Origin of the sequence: Pseudomonas sp. BIGb0176 (assembly GCF_024810175.1) — a bacterium.
In the GTDB taxonomy this organism is placed as follows: Bacteria; Pseudomonadota; Gammaproteobacteria; order Pseudomonadales; family Pseudomonadaceae; genus Aquipseudomonas; species Aquipseudomonas protegens.
This window is the reverse complement of record NZ_JANUEC010000002.1, coordinates 1,386,193-1,404,716: the sequence shown is the minus strand read 5'-3', so window position 1 is coordinate 1,404,716 and position 18,524 is coordinate 1,386,193. Positions and strand designations below refer to the sequence as shown.

16 protein-coding genes and 3 tRNA genes are annotated in these 18,524 nt (G+C 59.7%); 18 read left to right on the top strand and 1 reads right to left on the bottom strand.

Annotated features, from left to right (window positions below; all coding sequences use genetic code 11):
• Nucleotide 1 precedes the first annotated feature (1 nt).
• The 15 genes from glmM (at nt 2) to M2395_RS17390 (ending at nt 13,437) form a co-directional block, all read left to right on the top strand.
• The gene (glmM, locus tag M2395_RS17460; protein ID WP_019095644.1) at nt 2–1,339 is read left to right on the top strand and encodes a phosphoglucosamine mutase; all 1,338 of its coding nucleotides are present in this window, start codon (nt 2–4) and stop codon (nt 1,337–1,339) included.
• Between the two features lie 66 nt (nt 1,340–1,405).
• Nucleotides 1,406–2,161 carry a triose-phosphate isomerase gene (gene tpiA / locus M2395_RS17455; RefSeq protein WP_015634119.1) on the top strand — a complete coding sequence of 252 codons (756 nt, stop codon included), beginning with the start codon at nt 1,406–1,408 and terminating at the stop codon, nt 2,159–2,161.
• Nucleotides 2,162–2,165: 4 nt separating this feature from the next.
• Nucleotides 2,166–2,549 carry a preprotein translocase subunit SecG gene (gene secG, locus M2395_RS17450; protein ID WP_015634120.1) on the top strand — a complete coding sequence of 128 codons (384 nt, stop codon included), beginning with the start codon at nt 2,166–2,168 and terminating at the stop codon, nt 2,547–2,549.
• A gap of 29 nt (nt 2,550–2,578) precedes the next feature.
• Nucleotides 2,579–2,664, top strand: a tRNA-Leu gene (locus M2395_RS17445).
• A gap of 96 nt (nt 2,665–2,760) precedes the next feature.
• Nucleotides 2,761–2,837 (top strand) — tRNA-Met (locus M2395_RS17440).
• A 130-nt stretch (nt 2,838–2,967) separates the two neighbouring features.
• Nucleotides 2,968–3,426 (top strand): ribosome maturation factor RimP, encoded by a 459-nt coding sequence (gene rimP, locus M2395_RS17435; protein ID WP_041120545.1) that lies wholly within the window; start codon nt 2,968–2,970, stop codon nt 3,424–3,426.
• Nucleotides 3,427–3,473: 47 nt separating this feature from the next.
• On the top strand, nt 3,474–4,955 hold the full coding sequence (gene nusA / locus M2395_RS17430; protein WP_011059201.1) for a transcription termination factor NusA: 1,482 nt from the start codon (nt 3,474–3,476) through the stop codon (nt 4,953–4,955).
• A gap of 27 nt (nt 4,956–4,982) precedes the next feature.
• Complete coding sequence (gene infB / locus M2395_RS17425; RefSeq protein WP_011059202.1) at nt 4,983–7,499, top strand: translation initiation factor IF-2; 2,517 nt, start codon at nt 4,983–4,985, stop codon at nt 7,497–7,499.
• Between the two features lie 159 nt (nt 7,500–7,658).
• Entirely contained in the window at nt 7,659–8,060 is a 402-nt protein-coding gene (gene rbfA / locus M2395_RS17420; protein WP_011059203.1) for a 30S ribosome-binding factor RbfA, read from the top strand.
• 3 nt (nt 8,061–8,063) lie between these two features.
• Entirely contained in the window at nt 8,064–8,981 is a 918-nt protein-coding gene (gene truB / locus M2395_RS17415; protein ID WP_011059204.1) for a tRNA pseudouridine(55) synthase TruB, read from the top strand.
• A 115-nt stretch (nt 8,982–9,096) separates the two neighbouring features.
• Nucleotides 9,097–9,366, top strand: coding sequence for a 30S ribosomal protein S15 (rpsO, locus tag M2395_RS17410; protein ID WP_011059205.1), 270 nt, complete (start codon nt 9,097–9,099; stop codon nt 9,364–9,366).
• Between the two features lie 197 nt (nt 9,367–9,563).
• On the top strand, nt 9,564–11,669 hold the full coding sequence (pnp, locus tag M2395_RS17405; protein WP_015634122.1) for a polyribonucleotide nucleotidyltransferase: 2,106 nt from the start codon (nt 9,564–9,566) through the stop codon (nt 11,667–11,669).
• Between the two features lie 119 nt (nt 11,670–11,788).
• A tRNA-Thr gene (locus M2395_RS17400) sits at nt 11,789–11,864 on the top strand.
• Between the two features lie 424 nt (nt 11,865–12,288).
• Entirely contained in the window at nt 12,289–12,819 is a 531-nt protein-coding gene (locus M2395_RS17395; protein ID WP_123430067.1) for a hypothetical protein, read from the top strand.
• A gap of 321 nt (nt 12,820–13,140) precedes the next feature.
• Nucleotides 13,141–13,437: a DUF6388 family protein gene (locus M2395_RS17390; RefSeq protein ID WP_015634123.1), complete on the top strand. Its 297-nt coding sequence runs from the start codon at nt 13,141–13,143 to the stop codon at nt 13,435–13,437.
• A 40-nt stretch (nt 13,438–13,477) separates the two neighbouring features.
• On the opposite strand, the gene nadC is transcribed toward M2395_RS17390, so the two are convergent.
• Nucleotides 13,478–14,326: a carboxylating nicotinate-nucleotide diphosphorylase gene (nadC, locus tag M2395_RS17385; protein ID WP_015634124.1), complete on the bottom strand. Its 849-nt coding sequence runs from the start codon at nt 14,324–14,326 to the stop codon at nt 13,478–13,480.
• A gap of 364 nt (nt 14,327–14,690) precedes the next feature.
• Between nadC and M2395_RS17380 the strand changes: the two genes are divergently transcribed.
• The 3 genes from M2395_RS17380 (at nt 14,691) to ampE (ending at nt 18,376) form a co-directional block, all read left to right on the top strand.
• Complete coding sequence (locus tag M2395_RS17380; RefSeq protein ID WP_053149016.1) at nt 14,691–16,919, top strand: DUF1631 domain-containing protein; 2,229 nt, start codon at nt 14,691–14,693, stop codon at nt 16,917–16,919.
• A 63-nt stretch (nt 16,920–16,982) separates the two neighbouring features.
• Nucleotides 16,983–17,543 (top strand): 1,6-anhydro-N-acetylmuramyl-L-alanine amidase AmpD, encoded by a 561-nt coding sequence (ampD, locus tag M2395_RS17375; protein WP_011059210.1) that lies wholly within the window; start codon nt 16,983–16,985, stop codon nt 17,541–17,543.
• Complete coding sequence (gene ampE / locus M2395_RS17370; protein ID WP_011059211.1) at nt 17,540–18,376, top strand: regulatory signaling modulator protein AmpE; 837 nt, start codon at nt 17,540–17,542, stop codon at nt 18,374–18,376. Before ampD ends, ampE begins: the two co-directional genes overlap by 4 nt.
• The last annotated feature ends 148 nt before the right edge of the window (nt 18,377–18,524 follow it).

Below are 18,524 nucleotides of genomic sequence, written 5' to 3'. Positions count from 1 at the left end.
TATGACTAAAAAATACTTTGGCACCGACGGCATCCGCGGCCGTGTAGGCGAATTCCCTATCACTCCTGATTTCATGCTCAAGCTCGGCTGGGCCGCCGGCATGGCATTTCGCAGCATGGGCGCCTGCCGCGTGCTGGTGGGCAAGGACACGCGTATCTCCGGGTACATGTTCGAGTCTGCACTGGAGGCCGGGTTGTCTGCAGCCGGTGCCGATGTGATGCTCCTGGGACCGATGCCGACTCCGGCCATTGCTTACCTGACGCGTACCTTCCATGCGGAGGCGGGCATCGTTATCAGTGCCTCGCACAATCCTCATGATGACAACGGCATCAAGTTCTTCTCGGGCGAAGGCACCAAACTGCCTGACGAGGTCGAGCTGATGATCGAGGAGTTGCTGGATGCGCCGATGACCGTGGTCGAGTCGAGCAAGCTCGGCAAGGTGTCGCGGATCAACGATGCATCAGGACGCTACATTGAGTTCTGCAAGAGCAGTGTGCCATCGAGCACCAGTTTTGCCGGCTTGAAGGTCGTCCTGGACTGCGCTCATGGTGCCACCTACAAGGTCGCGCCGAGTGTATTCCGCGAGTTGGGCGCACAAGTCACGGTTCTGTCTGCGCAGCCTAATGGCTTGAACATCAACGAGAACTGCGGCTCGACTCACATGGGCCAATTGCAGGCGGCTGTCCTGGCCGAGCATGCGGACCTGGGGATCGCCTTTGATGGCGACGGTGACCGGGTGCTGATGGTCGATCAGACTGGCGCGATCGTGGATGGTGATGAGCTGCTGTTCATCATCGCTCGCGACCTGCATGAGCGTGACAAGCTGCAAGGCGGCGTGGTCGGAACGCTCATGAGCAACCTGGGGCTGGAACTGGCCCTGGCGGACTTGGGTATCCCCTTTGTCCGGGCCAACGTCGGTGACCGTTATGTGATCGCCGAGCTGCTGGAGCGCAATTGGCTGGTAGGTGGCGAAAACTCCGGGCACATCGTGTGCTTCCGTCATGCTACTACCGGGGATGCGATCATTGCCGCGCTGCAGGTGCTGATGGCGCTCAAGGCTCGTGGTGAAAGCCTGGCCCAGTCCCGTCAGGGGCTGCGCAAGTGTCCTCAGGTGCTGGTCAATGTGCGCTTTGGCGGCGGTGAGAACCCGGTCGAGCATCCTGCGGTGAAAGAGGCTTGCGAGCGTGTCACGGCCGCTATGGCTGGGCGTGGTCGGGTTCTGTTGCGCAAGTCGGGTACTGAGCCTCTGGTGCGCGTGATGGTTGAAGGCGACGACGAAGCTCAGGTTCGCGCTTACGCCGAAGAGCTGGCGAAACTGGTTGCTGAAGTTTCTGCCTGATTTCGGCTTGCCAGTGTTGTTTTGGTTGGGTAACATCTGCGCCCACTTTGACCGACGAGGTACAGCATGCGTCGCCCTATGGTAGCTGGTAACTGGAAGATGCACGGTACCCGCGCCAGCGTCGCTGAGCTGATCAACGGCCTTCGTCATCTGGCCTTGCCAAGCGGTGTTGATGTCGCGGTATTCCCGCCTTGCTTGCATATCAATCAAGTGATTGATGGTTTGAAGGGTAAGTCGATTCAGGTCGGCGCGCAGAACTCTGCGGTGGAATCCATGCAAGGTGCATTGACGGGCGAGATCGCCCCGAGTCAGTTGGTGGATGCAGGTTGTTCCCTGGTGCTGGTTGGGCACTCCGAGCGCCGCCTGATCATGGGTGAGCGTGACGCGACTCTCAATCGCAAGTTCGCAGCGGCGCAGGCCTGTGGCTTGAAGCCGGTTCTGTGTGTAGGGGAGACCCTCGAGCAGCGCGAAGCCGGGAAGACTCTAGAGGTTGTCGGGCGTCAGCTGGGCAGCATCATCGAAGAGTTGGGTGTTGGTGCGTTCGCCAATGCTGTTATCGCTTACGAGCCGGTCTGGGCCATTGGTACCGGGCTGACTGCGACACCGCAACAGGCGCAGGATGTGCACGCAGCTATCCGCGCGCAGTTGGCGGCAGAAAATTCTGAAGTGGCACGAGGTGTGCGGCTTCTATACGGCGGCAGCGTGAAGGCGGCCAATGCGGTCGAACTGTTCGGCATGCCGGATATCGATGGGGGGCTCATTGGTGGAGCTTCCCTGAATGCAGATGAGTTCGGTGCGATCTGTCGCGCCGCGGGAAACTGAAAAAATGCTGGAAACAGTCGTAGTCGTTTTTCATCTGCTGGGTGCCCTGGGCGTAGTTGCTCTGGTTTTGCTGCAGCAGGGTAAAGGTGCGGATGCTGGCGCGTCTTTCGGTGCAGGTGCTTCAAATACTGTGTTCGGAAGCCAAGGTTCCTCTACCTTTCTTAGTAAGTTTACTGCTATACTTGCCGCCGGTTTCTTCATAACCAGCTTGGGGTTAGGTTACTTTGCTAAAGAGAAAGCTCACCAGCTGACTCAAGTGGGTTTGCCAGATCCAGCAGTGCTTGAAGTACCAAAGCAAAAACCGGCTTCTGATGATGTCCCGGTGCTCCAAGAGCAAAAGTCGGCCAACAGCGCGACTGACGTACCTCCAGCTCCAGAGCAGAAGTAAGAAGAGTTTCACGCAGTAACGTAGTCTATGCCGAGGTGGTGGAATTGGTAGACACGCAACCTTGAGGTGGTTGTGCCCATAGGGTGTAGGGGTTCGAGTCCCCTTCTCGGTACCAATTATCAGGAGAGCCCGCTGTCGCGGGCTTTCTTGTAGGTGGAAGGTTACATTGACCCAAAAAGGGATCAGTCGTATACTTCCGCCCCAGCTTTGTCGCGGGGTGGAGCAGTCTGGTAGCTCGTCGGGCTCATAACCCGAAGGTCGTCGGTTCAAATCCGGCCCCCGCAACCAGTTTTAGCGGAGCCCCTTTTCAGGGGCTTTTTGTTAGCTGGACACTTTACAACGCCGCTATTCAACGGCGTTTCCGGGATGGGCGCTTCGCCCATTTTTTATTTGCACAAGCATGCACGAGGGGGTTCAGGTGTCGAGCAAGCTAGAACAGTTGCAGGCCTTGTTGGCCCCGGTGGTCGTGGCCCTTGGCTATGAATGCTGGGGTATTGAGTTTTCGGCTCAGGGTCGCCACTCATTGTTGCGCGTTTATATCGATAAAGAAGGCGGCGTGCTGGTGGACGATTGCGCCATCGTCAGCCGTCAGATCAGTGGTGTTCTCGACGTAGAAGATCCGATCTCCGTTGAATACACCCTTGAAGTTTCCTCTCCTGGCATGGAACGCCCACTGTTCACTCTTGAACAGTTTGCCAAGTATGTCGGTGAGCAAGTGAAGATCAAACTGCGCTCGCCCTTCGAAGGTCGGCGTAATTTTCAGGGCCTTCTCCGCGGGGTGGAGGAACAGGATGTCGTGGTGCAAGTGGATGACCATGAGTTCCTGTTGCCGATCGATATGATCGACAAGGCCAACATAATTCCCAGTTTTGACTGAGACGCGGATCCCGCGGATCCAATGGCTTGCGAAAGGCGAGGCGTACGATGAGCAAAGAAGTACTGCTGGTTGTTGAGTCGGTATCCAATGAAAAGGGTGTACCGGCAAGCGTAATTTTTGAAGCGCTGGAGCTGGCCCTGGCCACTGCTACCAAGAAGCGTTTTGAGGACGAAGTAGACCTGCGTGTGGAAATCAATCGCCACACCGGTTCCTACGAAACTTTCCGTCGCTGGACGGTGGTCGAAGAAGCCGACCTGGATGATCCAGCGGTCGAGACCTGGTTGAGCAAGGCTCGCGAAACCCATCCCGACGCCAAAGTCGGTGATGTGATCGAAGAAAAGATCGAATCCATCGAGTTCGGCCGCATCGCTGCCCAGACCGCCAAGCAGGTCATCGTGCAGAAGGTTCGCGAAGCCGAGCGCGCACAGGTAGTTGATGCCTATCGCGAGCGCCTGGGGGAAATCATCTCCGGCACCGTGAAAAAAGTGACACGTGACAACGTGATCGTCGACCTGGGTAACAACGCCGAGGCGTTGCTGGCCCGTGAAGACATCATCTCCCGTGAGACTTTCCGGGTTGGCGTGCGCCTGCGCGCGCTGCTCAAGGAAATCCGCACCGAGAACCGCGGCCCGCAGCTGATCCTGTCGCGTACCGCGCCGGAAATGCTGATCGAGCTGTTCCGTATCGAAGTGCCGGAAATTGCCGAAGGCCTGATCGAAGTAATGGCCGCCTCCCGTGATCCGGGGTCGCGGGCCAAGATCGCAGTTCGCTCCAAGGACAAGCGCATCGACCCGCAGGGCGCGTGCATTGGTATGCGCGGTTCGCGCGTCCAGGCCGTTTCCGGTGAGTTGGGTGGCGAGCGTGTGGATATCGTCCTGTGGGATGAGAACCCGGCGCAGTTCGTGATCAACGCCATGTCGCCGGCCGAAGTCGCGGCAATTATCGTCGACGAAGATGCCCATGCCATGGACATCGCCGTTGGCGCAGACAATCTGGCTCAAGCCATCGGTCGTGGTGGTCAGAACGTGCGTCTGGCCAGCCAACTGACTGGCTGGACCCTGAACGTGATGACCGAATCGGACATCCAGGCCAAGCAGCAAGCAGAAACCGGCGACATCCTGCGCAATTTCATCGACGAGCTGGAAGTCGATGAAGAACTGGCACAGGTTCTGGTTGATGAAGGCTTCACCAGCCTGGAAGAGATTGCCTACGTACCGCTGGAAGAAATGCTCAACATCGACGGCTTTGACGAAGATATCGTCAACGAGCTTCGCGCTCGAGCCAAGGATCGCTTGTTGACTAAAGCCATCGCTACTGAGGAAAAGCTGGCAGACGCCCATCCGGCCGAAGACCTGCTCTCGCTTGAGGGTATGGACAAGGATTTGGCGATGGAACTGGCGGTGCGCGGCGTAATTACCCGCGAAGACCTGGCCGAGCAGTCTATTGACGACCTGCTCGACATCGACGGCATTGACGATGATCGTGCCGGCAAGTTGATCATGGCCGCCCGAGCCCACTGGTTCGAGTAATTAGGCGCGGCCTGAGGAGAGAAGTGCATGACGCAAGTCACGGTGAAACAACTGGCCGATGAGGTCAAAACACCGGTAGAGCGCCTGCTGCAGCAGATGCGTGAGGCAGGTCTGCCGCACACCGCCGCCGAGGAACATGTGAGCGACAGTGAGAAGCAGTCGTTGCTGACTCACCTGAAAAGCAGCCACAAGGCGAAAGTGGAAGAACCACGCAAAATCACTTTGCAGCGCAAGACCACCAGCACCCTGCGGGTTGCTGGCAGCAAGAGCATCAGCGTTGAAGTGCGCAAGAAGAAAGTCTTCGTACAGCGCAGCCCGGAAGAAATCGAAGCCGAGCGTCAACGCGAACTGGAAGAACGTCGCGCAGTAGAAAATGCTGCTCGTCAGAAGGCTGAAGAAGAAGCCAAGCGTCGCGCCGAAGAAGAAGCGCGTCGCCAGCCTGCTCCGGTTGCCGAGCCGGTTGCTGCGCAAGCAGCAGCTCCTGCTCCAGCGCCTGTAGTCGAGCCTGTGCAGGAAGCTCCGGTGGCCACTGCGGCTCCAGCAGCTGACGCGCGCAAGAAAGACGAACAGCGCCGTCCGGACAAGACCCGCAACGACGACAACCGTCGTGGCGGCGATGGCGAGCGCAAAAATGCTCCGCATCGTGCTTCGGTCAAGGAAAAGGCCCCAGCTCCGCGCGTTGCCCCACGTACCACCGACGAAGAAAGCGATGGCTTCCGTCGTGGTGGTCGCGGCAAGGCCAAGCTGAAGAAGCGCAATGCTCACGGTTTCCAGAGCCCAACCGGGCCAGTGGTACGTGACGTGCAGATCGGCGAGACCATCACTGTGGGCGAACTGGCCCAGCAGATGTCGGTCAAGGCTGCCGAAGTCATCAAGTTCATGTTCAAGCTGGGTACTCCAGCCACTATCAACCAGGTTCTGGACCAGGAAACTGCCCAGTTGGTTGCTGAAGAACTGGGCCACAAAGTGACCCTGGTCAGCGACACCGCCCTGGAAGATTCCCTGGCCGAGTCCCTGAAGTTCGAAGGTGAAGCGGTTGCCCGTGCGCCGGTCGTGACCGTAATGGGCCACGTTGACCACGGTAAGACCTCGTTGCTGGACTACATCCGTCGCGCCAAAGTGGCCGCGGGCGAGGCCGGCGGCATCACCCAGCACATCGGTGCCTACCACGTAGAAACCGAGCGCGGCATGGTCACCTTCCTCGACACCCCAGGTCACGCCGCGTTTACCGCCATGCGTGCCCGTGGTGCCAAGGCCACCGACATCGTGATCCTGGTGGTTGCAGCGGACGACGGCGTGATGCCGCAGACCGTTGAAGCCGTTCAGCACGCACAAGCTGCCGGCGTTCCGCTGGTGGTTGCGGTGAACAAGATCGACAAGCCGGGCGCCGACCTGGACCGTATCCGCAGTGAGCTTTCGGTTCACGGCGTGACGTCCGAAGACTGGGGTGGTGATACTCCATTCGTACCGGTCTCCGCGAAAATGGGTACCGGTGTCGACGACCTGCTGGAAGCTGTTCTGCTGCAGGCCGAAGTCCTGGAACTCAAGGCGACTCCTTCGGCCCCGGGCCGTGGTGTCGTGGTCGAGTCCCGCCTCGACAAGGGCCGCGGCCCGGTAGCTACCGTGCTGGTTCAGGACGGTACGCTGCGTCAAGGCGACATGGTGCTGGTCGGCTCGAACTATGGCCGCGTGCGCGCCATGCTCGACGAGAACGGCAAGCCAATCAAGGAAGCCGGTCCTTCCATTCCGGTCGAGATCCTCGGCCTGGACGGTACTCCGGACGCTGGCGACGAGATGAGCGTGGTTGCCGACGAGAAGAAAGCCCGTGAAGTGGCGCTGTTCCGTCAAGGCAAGTTCCGCGAGGTCAAGCTGGCCCGTGCTCACGCCGGCAAGCTGGAAAACATCTTCGAAAGCATGGGCCAGGAAGAGAAGAAGACGCTCAACATCGTCCTCAAATCCGACGTCCGTGGTTCGTTGGAAGCTCTGCAAGGCGCTCTGAACGGCCTGGGCAACGACGAAGTGCAAGTGCGCGTAGTGGGTGGCGGCGTCGGTGGTATCACCGAAAGCGACGCCAACCTGGCACTGGCCTCCAACGCTGTACTGTTCGGCTTCAACGTGCGTGCCGATGCCGGCGCACGGAAGATCGTCGAGCAGGAAGGTCTGGATATGCGTTACTACAACGTGATCTACGACATCATCGAAGACGTCAAGAAAGCCCTGACCGGTATGCTGGGCAGCGACGTTCGGGAGAACATCCTGGGTGTTGCCGAAGTTCGCGACGTGTTCCGCTCGCCGAAGTTTGGCGCGATCGCCGGTTGCATGGTCATCGAAGGTGTCGTGCACCGTAACCGTCCAATCCGCGTACTGCGTGAAGACATCGTTATCTTCGAAGGCGAGCTGGAATCCCTGCGCCGCTTCAAGGATGACGCCTCTGAAGTACGTGCCGGCATGGAATGCGGTATCGGCGTGAAGAGCTACAACGACGTCAAAGTCGGCGACAAGATCGAAGTCTTCGAGAAGGTCCAGGTTGCTCGCAGCCTCTAACTCGCGCACTTCAAGAGCCCTGATGGCCGCTCGCATGCAAATGCACGGCGCCCTCGGCGGCCTCTAAACGCAACGCCCGGTCTGGCTTCTGCCAGGCCGGGCGTTTGCCGCTTTCAGACCACACGGGTTTCACCGTGAGGCAGTAACAGGTAACAAGACATGGCAAAAGAATACAGCCGTACCCAACGTATCGGTGATCAGATGCAGCGCGAACTGGCGCAACTGATCCGTCGTGAAGTCAAGGATCCACGCGTCGGCCTGGTGACCATCACCGCCGTGGAAGTCAGCCGCGACGTCGGCCACGCGAAGATCTTCATCACCGTGATGGGCCAGGAAAACGCCGAACAAATTGCCCAGAGCATCAAGGTGCTGAACTCGGCGGCAGGTTTCCTGCGCATGCAATTGGCCAAGGAAATGAAGCTGCGTAGCGTGCCGCAACTGCACTTCCATTACGACGAGAGCGTCGCCCGCGGGGCGCACCTGTCGGCCCTGATCGAGCGTGCCGTGGCTGAAGACAGCCAGCATGGCGACGCGCCTGCCCCTGAAGACGCCAAGGAGTAAGCGGTGGCTCAGGTCAAGCGTATCCGTCGTAACGTCAGCGGCATCATCCTCCTGGACAAGCCGCTGGGCTTCACCTCCAACGCGGCGCTGCAGAAGGTCCGTTGGCTGCTCAACGCCGAGAAGGCCGGCCACACCGGTAGCCTCGACCCCCTGGCCACCGGCGTTTTGCCGCTGTGCTTTGGCGAGGCCACCAAGTTCTCGCAATACCTGCTCGATTCCGACAAGGGTTACGAAACCCTGGCTCAGTTGGGCAAGACCACCACCACCGCGGACGCTGAAGGCGAAGTTTTGCAGACCCGCGAAGTGACCGTTGGTCGTGCCGATATCGAGGCGGTATTGCCGGAATTTCGTGGCGAAATCAAGCAGATACCGCCGATGTACTCGGCCCTCAAGCGCGATGGCCAGCCACTCTACAAACTGGCTCGTGCAGGGGAAGTGGTGGAGCGCGAACCGCGTTCTGTTACTATTGCGCGCTTGGAATTGCTCGCCTTCGAAGGTGACACTGCTCGCCTGGCGGTGGACTGCAGCAAAGGCACCTATATCCGTACCCTGGTGGAAGATATCGGTGAAAAGCTCGGCTGTGGTGCCTACGTTGCAGAACTGCGACGGACCCAGGCCGGACCTTTCAGCCTGGCGCAGACGGTCACCCTGGAAGAGCTTGAAGCCGTGCACGCCGAAGGCGGCAACGAAGCGGTAGATCGCTTCCTGATGCCATCGGACAGCGGGCTGCTGGATTGGCCGCTGCTGCAGTTCTCGGAGCACAGCGCGTTCTACTGGCTCAACGGCCAGCCGGTACGTGCCCCGGATGCACCGAAGTTCGGCATGGTGCGGGTACAGGATCACAACGGTCGCTTCATCGGTATCGGTGAAGTGAGCGAAGACGGGCGCATCGCGCCGCGTCGACTGATTCGGTCAGAATGACCGGACGAGGGTGGCTGTTAACAGGCACGGTCACTACTCATTTATAGATACAGGGATTTGTCCCTGGCCTGTTGAAACTGTTCTTGAACAGTTTCCTGATATAAGGATTGCCCACATGGCACTCAGCGTTGAAGAAAAAGCTCAGATCGTAACCGACTACCAGCAAGCTGTTGGTGACACTGGTTCGCCAGAAGTGCAAGTTGCACTGCTGACCGCCAACATCAACAAACTGCAAGGTCACTTCAAAGCCAACGGTAAAGACCACCACTCCCGTCGTGGCCTGATCCGCATGGTAAACCAGCGTCGTAAGCTGCTGGACTACCTGAAAGGCAAGGACCTGAGCCGTTACAGCACCCTGATCGGTCGTCTGGGTCTGCGTCGCTAATCAGCGATTGCGCTATGAGGTTGGTTGTTTGCCATGCGTCAGCGGTTTTTCCGCCGGCGTATGGCAGGCTTCCAGCCTCAAGTTTTATCTGCTGCACTGTTTTACCTGGACAATAAAGGCTGGGCCGATTCCCCGCATTGCCCAAGAATTTCGCAAGAAGCAAGTTTCCCCAAGAGCCACAAAGAAGGTAGGACACCGTGAACCCGGTAATCAAAAAATTCCAGTTCGGTCAGTCGACCGTAACCCTCGAGACTGGCCGTATCGCCCGTCAGGCCTCCGGCGCAGTATTGGTCACCGTTGACGACGACGTCAGCGTATTGGTGACCGTGGTTGGCGCCAAGCAAGCCGATCCAGGCAAGGGCTTCTTCCCTCTGTCTGTTCACTACCAGGAAAAGACTTACGCTGCCGGTAAGATCCCTGGCGGTTTCTTCAAGCGCGAAGGCCGTCCTTCCGAGAAAGAAACCCTGACCTCGCGTCTGATCGACCGTCCGATCCGCCCTCTGTTCCCAGAAGGCTTCATGAACGAAGTGCAGGTTGTCTGCACCGTGGTTTCCACCAGCAAGAAGACCGATCCGGACATCGCTGCGATGATCGGTACCTCGGCTGCCCTGGCGATCTCCGGCATTCCTTTCGACGGTCCGATCGGCGCCGCTCGCGTGGCATTCCACGAAAGCACCGGCTACCTGCTGAACCCGACCTACGAGCAACTGGCTGCTTCGAGCCTGGACATGGTCGTGGCCGGTACCGAAGAAGCCGTACTGATGGTTGAATCGGAAGCCAAAGAGCTGACCGAAGACCAGATGCTGGGCGCTGTACTGTTCGCCCACGACGAATTCCAGTCGGTGATCAAGGCTGTCAAAGAGCTGGCCGCCGAAGCTGCGAAGCCTACCTGGGACTGGGCTGCTGCCCCAGAAGCCACCGAACTGCTGGGCGCTATCCGTGCCGAGTTCGGCGAAGCCATCTCCCAGGCTTACACCATCACCGTCAAGGCCGACCGTTACGCTCGCCTGGGCGAGCTGAAAGACCAGGTCGTCGCCAAGCTCTCCGGTGAAGAAGGCCAGCCTTCGGCGTCCGACGTCAAAGCCGCTTTCGGCGAGATCGAATACCGCACCGTTCGCGAAAACATCGTCAACGGCAAGCCTCGTATCGACGGCCGCGACACCCGCACCGTACGTCCGCTGAACATCGAAGTCGGCGTACTGCCCAAGACTCACGGTTCGGCCCTGTTCACCCGTGGCGAAACCCAGGCCCTGGTGGTTGCGACCCTGGGTACTGCCCGTGACGCACAGCTGCTGGACACCCTGGAAGGCGAGAAGAAAGACCCCTTCATGCTGCACTACAACTTCCCTCCGTTCTCGGTGGGCGAGTGTGGTCGCATGGGCGGCGCTGGTCGTCGTGAAATCGGTCACGGCCGTCTGGCCCGTCGCTCGGTCCAGGCCATGCTGCCAGCCGCCGACGTGTTCCCTTACACCATCCGCGTAGTATCGGAAATCACCGAGTCCAACGGTTCCAGCTCCATGGCTTCCGTGTGCGGTGCTTCCCTGGCGCTGATGGACGCTGGTGTACCAATGAAGGCGCCGGTTGCCGGTATCGCCATGGGTCTGGTCAAGGAAGGCGAGAAGTTCGCAGTCCTGACCGACATCCTGGGTGACGAAGACCACCTGGGCGACATGGACTTCAAGGTCGCCGGTACCGCCAAAGGCGTCACCGCGCTGCAGATGGACATCAAGATCAAGGGCATCACCGAAGAGATCATGGAGATCGCCCTGGGCCAGGCCCTGGAAGCTCGCCTGAACATCCTCGGTCAGATGAACCAGATCATCGGTCAGTCCCGTACCGAGCTGTCGGCCAACGCTCCGACCATGATCGCGATGAAGATCGACACCGACAAGATCCGTGACGTCATCGGTAAAGGCGGCGCCACCATCCGCGCGATCTGTGAAGAAACCAAGGCTTCGATCGACATCGAAGACGACGGCTCGATCAAGATATTCGGCGAAACCAAGGAAGCTGCAGAGGCCGCGCGTCAGCGCGTTCTGGGCATCACCGCGGAAGCCGAGATCGGCAAGATCTACGTCGGCAAGGTTGAGCGCATCGTCGACTTCGGCGCCTTCGTCAACATCCTGCCGGGCAAGGACGGTCTGGTGCACATCTCCATGCTGAGCGACGCTCGCGTTGAGAAAGTCACCGACATCCTGAAAGAAGGCCAGGAAGTGGAAGTGCTGGTACTGGACGTGGACAACCGCGGCCGTATCAAGCTGTCCATCAAAGACGTGGCAGCAGCCAAGGCTTCGGGCGTTTAATCACCCTTTAGCCTTACGCTGAACAAGCAGACGCCCCGACTGGTTCGGGGCGTTTTGCTATCTGCGATAAAAGCCGCTCGGTTGCCGGCCCGGGACGCTGGTGCTAGGTTTTAGCCCACGCCGGTGTAGCTCAGTCGGTAGAGCAGCGCACTCGTAACGCGAAGGTCGCAGGTTCGATTCCTGTCTCCGGCACCACATTTCGGGTTGAGAGCAGTTTATGGCTGTCTAAACCCACCCTCCCAACAAAGTTCGCCAGGCTTTGAATAAGCGCCCTTGAAAGGCGGGAAACTACGAGGCACCCGCAAAAGTGTGCTGTGGAAGTTTCAGAGGTTCCCGGTGCTATTCAATTGGCGCTCCTATAGTTGTTTGTGGACGTGCGCGTCATTGTTTATGCGGATTTAGCAGCCAGAGAGACTTCTATCAACGAAGACTTTCCACGCCTGTACTCAGCATCCTGTACCGAGTTTTAAGCGGTTTGCTTGGGGTTATCTGGTTTCGGTGTTTTTGTGTCTGGACGAGGTTAGTGCCCAGTTGTTCACACCTGTGCGGGTCATGAACCGGGTGGTAGCAGCCAGGGGCATTGCGCATAATGACGCCCGCAAATCATGGAGTGACCGGTGTGAAGAAGTGGAAGCTGGCTTTGGTCGGCATAGTGTCGCTGTCCCTTGCAGCCTGTGAGAAAGGACCCTCTTATGAGTTTGAGGGGGAATATTTTGCCGCTGAAGGCGAAGACTGCACGACACCAACGAATACCAAAGACCTGGAGCAATATTTCTTAAGAATAACCAAGCAGGTACAGGGTGGAAGTGTGTTGTATTCCGCTGAGTTTCCTGCTGCTTCAAGGGCACGGCTGCCTGTTGTCAGCGCACAAAGCGTTTCACCAAACGATGATAATGAACTGACTTTCAATTTCACTGAGACCAAGGTGCCGGAGAGTCGTCCAGAGAGTCCGACATTGAATTTCGTAGTTACTGTCATCCCTAATCAAAGCAAGGAAGGGTATCTATGGCTGACTAGAGCCGGGATCCTCATAGCCAAGGATGGAGAAGTAAAGGAGTTCGATATTCTCGATAATCTAAGAAGGCTTATCGATGTCGGGCAGACAGGAGCTTGCTTGAGAAAAGGAACAGCTACGGCTGTGGGGTCCTAGCTCCGTAACCTGGTGAAACACCGGCATGAAATATCGCTGCGGCTGCATTTGCGAAATCTCGTTCTCTGAGGGTTCTGCCGGGCTGGCGTCTGCCGATGGCTTGGAAAACCCGGAGTTTTTCTCCAATGGGTGCATCAGGTCATATAAATAGTGGACCAAAGGTCCTATATTCGGTCCCTGTCTGAGTACCAGCATGCTGTTTTCAGATGATCCAGAATGGTTCTGAAGGCCAGATAAATCGAAGTTCACAACGGTTTTTTGCGGCAGAGAGATCCCAACGATCCAGATCCATCTTCCATTCCCACGATCAGAGAGAACGAGATGATTCCTAAAGAGGCAAGAATCGACGTAGCGCTTGAAAGGTACCTGGCTGCCACGCCTTCCTTGCAAGAGGAAATCAGCGCCCTGAGCCCGGAAGAGCAGAAGCAGCAGGCGCAATGGGCGTTCGAGGACGAGGCGGAATCCCGCGGCATAGAGCCATGGGAACTGGTGCTCGATCTGGTGGCAGAAACACCGGAGGAACTGAAGGCCATGCGCCTGGAGGTGCATCAGGAAGTTGCTGAAGCGCTGGGCATGGACCTGGAGGACTATCTGCAGCTCAACGAGATCGACGGTTGAGCACGACGCCAGCCTGAACCAGGCTGGCGTTTTTCATGGCTCAGAGGCTCAAGCGCATGGACAGGTCCAGCGCTTTCACGTCCTTGGTCATGGCACCGATGGAAATGTAATCCACCCCGGTCTCGGCGATCGGGCGCAAGGTGCTTTCGTTGATCCCGCCACTGGCTTCCAGCTTGGCCTTGCCGGCGTTCAGGCGCACGGCCTCGCGCATGTCGTCCAGGCTCAGTTCGTCGAGCATGATGATGTCGGCCCCGGCGGCCAGGGCCTCCTTCAGTTCCTCCAGGCTTTCCACTTCCACTTCCACCGGCTTGCCCGGGGCGATCCTGTGGGCGGCGCTGATGGCCTGGGCGATACCGCCGCAGGCAGCGATATGGTTTTCCTTGATCAGGAAGGCGTCATACAGGCCGATGCGGTGGTTGTGGCAACCGCCGCAGGTGACCGCGTACTTCTGTGCCAGGCGCAGCCCCGGCAGGGTCTTGCGGGTATCCAGCAGCTTGACCTGGGTATCGGCGACAAAGTCCGCCAGGTACCGCGCGCGGGTGGCCACGCCGGACAGCAGTTGCAGAAAGTTCAGGGCACTGCGCTCGCCGGTGAGCAGCGAGCGGGCTGGGCCTTCGAGGTGGAAAAGCACCTGGTTGGGCACCACCCGCTCACCGTCGGCCACTTGCCAGTGCACAGCGACCCGCGGGTCCAGCTGGCGAAAGACCGCATCGACCCAGGCGGTGCCGGCGACTACTGCGGCTTCGCGGGTAATGATGGTGGCCTTGGCCAGACGTTCGGCCGGGATCAGTTGCGCGGTGATGTCGCCGCTGCCGATGTCTTCCAGCAACGCACGGCGCACGTTGGCTTCGATTTCGGCGGTCAGGTCGGCGAGGCGTAGATTCGGCATAACGGGCTCCACAAACAAAGTGCGCCGATTATAGGGCCAGGGGATCAGCGAACCCAAGGTGGCAAATGCCTGCAAGGCATTGGCGAACCTGTCCTGGATGGCTTTGTCTGATGAATAGGAGTGACTTTTCTTGAGTCGCTAGGGGTTATTTCGGAGGAGGCCACAGAGTCTGCTGGCGCAAGAGGGGACTTTTACAAGATAATATGACTTGTAATTGACGTCATAGCTTTGACGTGTCTTTGGCTTCCCCCCTAAATGAAGTGCAGTGGAGTGCATGCGCCTCCGCTGAGAGCCGGCTGTGAGCGTCGTCGGCTTGACTGAATCTTGATCTCGAACCGAAGAAACACCTTTCCAGGAGGCTTGGATGCACAACGACGGGAATGTAGTGCCTTTGCACAAGGCCGCTACAGATCAGGCGACCGCTTCGCCGCTTGCCCGCCTGCCTGTGATTCTGCTTCAGGTCCGAGACAAGGCCGCCCAGCAATTGCGCCACGGCTTGCAGGAACTGTTCGATAACGCTGATGACACCCTGTTCGAAATGGCCGATCGGGCCCGCAACAACGTCGAGCAAAACACCCTCTTCGAAGCCATGCGCGACCTGCGGCTGAAGCGCAAGAGCATCGAGCGCGGTTTCCTGGAGGCGTTCTTCCAGGCTTTTGCCTGCCTGGTGCAGTATGACCCGGCCCTGGCCATTCCCCATGCCGTGGTCTACGACCCATCACTGGATCCGTCCCACGATGACTTGGAAAAGACCGTCGCGGTGGATGCCATGGTGGCCAAGGTGCTCAACCGTGATGGCTTCGCCCTGGGGCAGTTGACGGAGCGCCTGAGTGTGCTGCTGGGACGGCGCCTGGTGGATGGGGACAACCCCCTGGGGCCGGCGCTGCTCTGCGAGTATTTCCTCCAGGCCGGGCGCAGCCTGGGGGTGGAAATCAAGGTCAAGCTGATCATCCTCAAGTTGTTCGAGCGTTATGTGCTCAGCGATGCCGAACAACTCTATGCCGAAGCCAACCAGCTGCTGATCGCCACCGGGATCCTGCCGGAACTGATGCCTGCTCCGGCCCGCCGGGCGGCCGATCGAGCCCAGGCCGAGGCCCGTGCGTCAGCGACCGAGGGGGGCACGGCGAAATCCAGCCAGTCGCAGCTCGACGAGAGCGTGCAGGAAGTTTTCGCCGCCCTGCAGACCCTGCTGTTTCATGTGCGTGGCAGCGTGGCGCCGACCCTGGAAGCCAGCGCCGAAACCCAGCCGATTTCCACCCGCGACCTCATGCGCCTGCTGTCGCACCTGCAGCAATACGTGCCGGCGCCCAGCGCCCAGGACGATTTCGACCTGCGCAACCAGTTGGAACAATTGCTCACCCGGGTCAGCGTCAAGAGCGGCAAATCCCGGGTGGTGGATGTGGCCGATGAAGACGTGATCAACCTGATCGCCATGCTCTTCGAATGCATTCTCGATGACCGCAACCTGCCGGACTCGCTCAAGGCGCTGATTGGCCGCCTGCAGATTCCCATGCTCAAGGTGGCGGTGCTGGACAAGAGTTTCTTCAGCCGCGGCAATCACCCGGCCCGGCGCCTGCTCAATGAGATCGCCGCTGCAGCCATGGGCTGGGGCGGTTGCGATGACCACCAGCGCGACAGTCTGTACCTGCGGATCGAGCAAGTGGTGCAACGCCTGCTCAGCGAGTTCAGCGATGACCCGGCGATCTTCTCCGAGCTGCTGGCGGACTTCCTGGCCTTCACTGCCGACGAGCGGCGTCGCGCCGAGTTGCTGGAGCAGCGCACCCGTGACGCCGAGGAAGGGCGGGCCAGGGCCGAACTGGCCCGGCGCCGGGTAGAGCAGGCCCTGAATGACGCCCTGCTGGGCAAGGTGTTGCCGCAGAAGGTGGTGGATTTTGTCCGCGAAGCCTGGAGCCAGGTGATGCTGCTCAGTTGCCTCAAGCACGGCGACGACTCGCCAGAGTGGCAAACTGCGGAGCAGACCCTGCTGGAGCTGATCTGGAGCGTGCAGCGCCATGAACAGCCGGATACTGCCATGCGCTTGCTGGCGCTGGTGCCGGGGTTGCTCAAGGGCCTGCGCGAGGGTTTGAGCGCGGCGGCTTTCGATCCTTTCGCTACCAGCGAGTTCTTCAGCCAGCTGGAGCTCCTGCACTTGCAGGCATTCGAGCGCGAGGCTCAGGCCCCGCAACTGCAGGGTGCCGTCCTGGAAGCAGACCCTGCACACATGATCGTGGTGGCCGAAGAGATTGTCCTGCCCAGTGCCGAAGAGGGCCCGCTGGAAGTCGCGCCGCTGGCGTTGCCGGCCAACGACCCCAGCGTGCAATGGGTGGACCAACTGCGGCTTGGGGCCTGGGTCGAATTCCTGGAGGACGAGGACAACACCCTGCGCTGCAAACTGGCGGCGATTGTTCCCCATCCGGTGGCCAAATACGTGTTCGTCAACCGCACCGGCATGAAGGTGCTGGAGCGTACGCGCATGGGCCTGGCCCTGGAGTTCCAGCGCGGCGCAGTGCGCGCCCTGGATGACACCCTGCTGTTCGACCGCGCCCTGGAATCGGTGATCGGCAACCTGCAGCGACTCAATCACGGCAAGTGATCGCAACCCGAGGGGATAACGCGGCATACTGGGCCACCCAAGGCTTTAGTTGAAGGAATCGGTATGCGGCTGGACCCTGCCACGGGGTGGTGTCATGGCGTACGGCATTGCCCGTCACCCAATTTCAATGAACGTCCGGCGGGCGAGATTTCCCTGCTGGTGATTCACAACATCAGCCTGCCGCCGGGGCAGTTCGGCACCGGCAAGGTGCAGGAATTCTTCCAGAATCGCCTTGATGTCACAGAGCATCCCTATTTTGCCGGGATCGCCGATCTGCGTGTTTCTGCGCATTTTCTGATCGAGCGTGACGGCGCCGTCACCCAATTCGTTTCCTGCCTGGATCGGGCGTGGCATGCCGGTGTCTCGAGTTTCCAGGGGCGTGAGACGTGCAACGACTTTTCCCTGGGCATCGAACTGGAAGGCACCGATGATCAGCCTTTCAGCGATGCTCAATATCACTCGTTGATCAGCCTGAGCAGGCAACTGCGCCGGGCCTTCAGCGACATCACGCCACAACGGATCTGCGGGCATAGCGACATCGCGCCCGGGCGCAAGACCGATCCGGGCCCGGGATTCGACTGGGCACGCTTTCGTGCCGCCTTGGAGAAGGGGGAAGGACAATGAGTTTTCTGGTGTTGCTGTTGGCGGTGTGGATCGAGAAGTTCTCGGCCCTGCGCCAGCGGGTGCAGCGTGATGGCTGGTGGCTGGGGGAACTGGCGCGGCTGGAGTCGAGCCCGCGTATGGCCGGGCATCCGTGGTGGCTGCTGATCGTCATGGTGTTGCTGCCGGTGGCGCTGCTCGGGCTGTTGCTGCTGGTGCTGGAGCCCATCGCCTATGGCTTGCTGGCGCTGCCGGTGCACCTGCTGGTGGTGATCTACGCCCTGGGTCGCGGCGATCTTCTGGGTGAACTGGGCCCGTTCCGTGACGCCTGGCGGCGTGAGGATCTGCAAGCGGCAGCCCATGTCGCAGAACGTGACCTGGGCATCTGCGCCGAAAATGGCGAACAACTGCTGGAGCGAGTGCAGGGCCACCTGCTGTGGCAGGCCTTCCAGAGTTTCTTCGCGGTGATCTTCTGGTACTTCCTGCTGGGGCCGGTAGCGGCCCTGAGCTATCGCCTGTTGGCTCTCGCCGCCGAACATGGCAAGAACCCCGCCCTGGTCGAACGCGCGGGGCAGTTGCGACATGCCTTCGACTGGTTGCCGGTGCGCCTGCTGGCGGCGAGTTTTGCCCTGGTGGGCAACTTTGTCGCAGTCGGCCGGGTGATGCTCCACGAGTTGCTCAACTGGCATATCGGTGCCGCGCAGTTGGTGGAAAAGGTCGGCCTGGTGGCCGCGGAAATCCCGCCGCCGGAAGTCGGGCCCGAAGGTATCAACAGCCTGGATCGTATCTGGGAGCTGTTGTTGCGGGCGGCGGTGCTCTGGTACGCCGGCTTTGCCCTGTGGACCGTCCTGGCCTGAGGTGACCAAGGGCTGGCCCCAACCGCCCACCGAGGGTTTTCTGGCGCAGCGCATCGCAGAGAGTGCGACGGCTGCGCCGTCGATCGGCAGCAAGCTCCCTCGCCACAGCCCGCGAGCTGTCCCCTGGATGCCGCGCTGGCGGTTAACT

What these genes read in the sequence shown, in the direction of transcription:
- glmM (WP_019095644.1), top strand. Translation starts at nt 2, where the DNA reads ATGACTAAAAAATACTTTGGCACCGACGGCATCCGCGGCCGTGTAGGC.
- tpiA (WP_015634119.1), top strand. Translation starts at nt 1,406, where the DNA reads ATGCGTCGCCCTATGGTAGCTGGTAACTGGAAGATGCACGGTACCCGC.
- secG (WP_015634120.1), top strand. Translation starts at nt 2,166, where the DNA reads ATGCTGGAAACAGTCGTAGTCGTTTTTCATCTGCTGGGTGCCCTGGGC.
- nusA (WP_011059201.1), top strand. Translation starts at nt 3,474, where the DNA reads ATGAGCAAAGAAGTACTGCTGGTTGTTGAGTCGGTATCCAATGAAAAG.
- infB (WP_011059202.1), top strand. Translation starts at nt 4,983, where the DNA reads ATGACGCAAGTCACGGTGAAACAACTGGCCGATGAGGTCAAAACACCG.
- rbfA (WP_011059203.1), top strand. Translation starts at nt 7,659, where the DNA reads ATGGCAAAAGAATACAGCCGTACCCAACGTATCGGTGATCAGATGCAG.
- rpsO (WP_011059205.1), top strand. Translation starts at nt 9,097, where the DNA reads ATGGCACTCAGCGTTGAAGAAAAAGCTCAGATCGTAACCGACTACCAG.
- M2395_RS17390 (WP_015634123.1), top strand. Translation starts at nt 13,141, where the DNA reads ATGATTCCTAAAGAGGCAAGAATCGACGTAGCGCTTGAAAGGTACCTG.
- nadC (WP_015634124.1), bottom strand. Translation starts at nt 14,326, where the DNA reads ATGCCGAATCTACGCCTCGCCGACCTGACCGCCGAAATCGAAGCCAAC.
- M2395_RS17380 (WP_053149016.1), top strand. Translation starts at nt 14,691, where the DNA reads ATGCACAACGACGGGAATGTAGTGCCTTTGCACAAGGCCGCTACAGAT.
- ampD (WP_011059210.1), top strand. Translation starts at nt 16,983, where the DNA reads ATGCGGCTGGACCCTGCCACGGGGTGGTGTCATGGCGTACGGCATTGC.
- ampE (WP_011059211.1), top strand. Translation starts at nt 17,540, where the DNA reads ATGAGTTTTCTGGTGTTGCTGTTGGCGGTGTGGATCGAGAAGTTCTCG.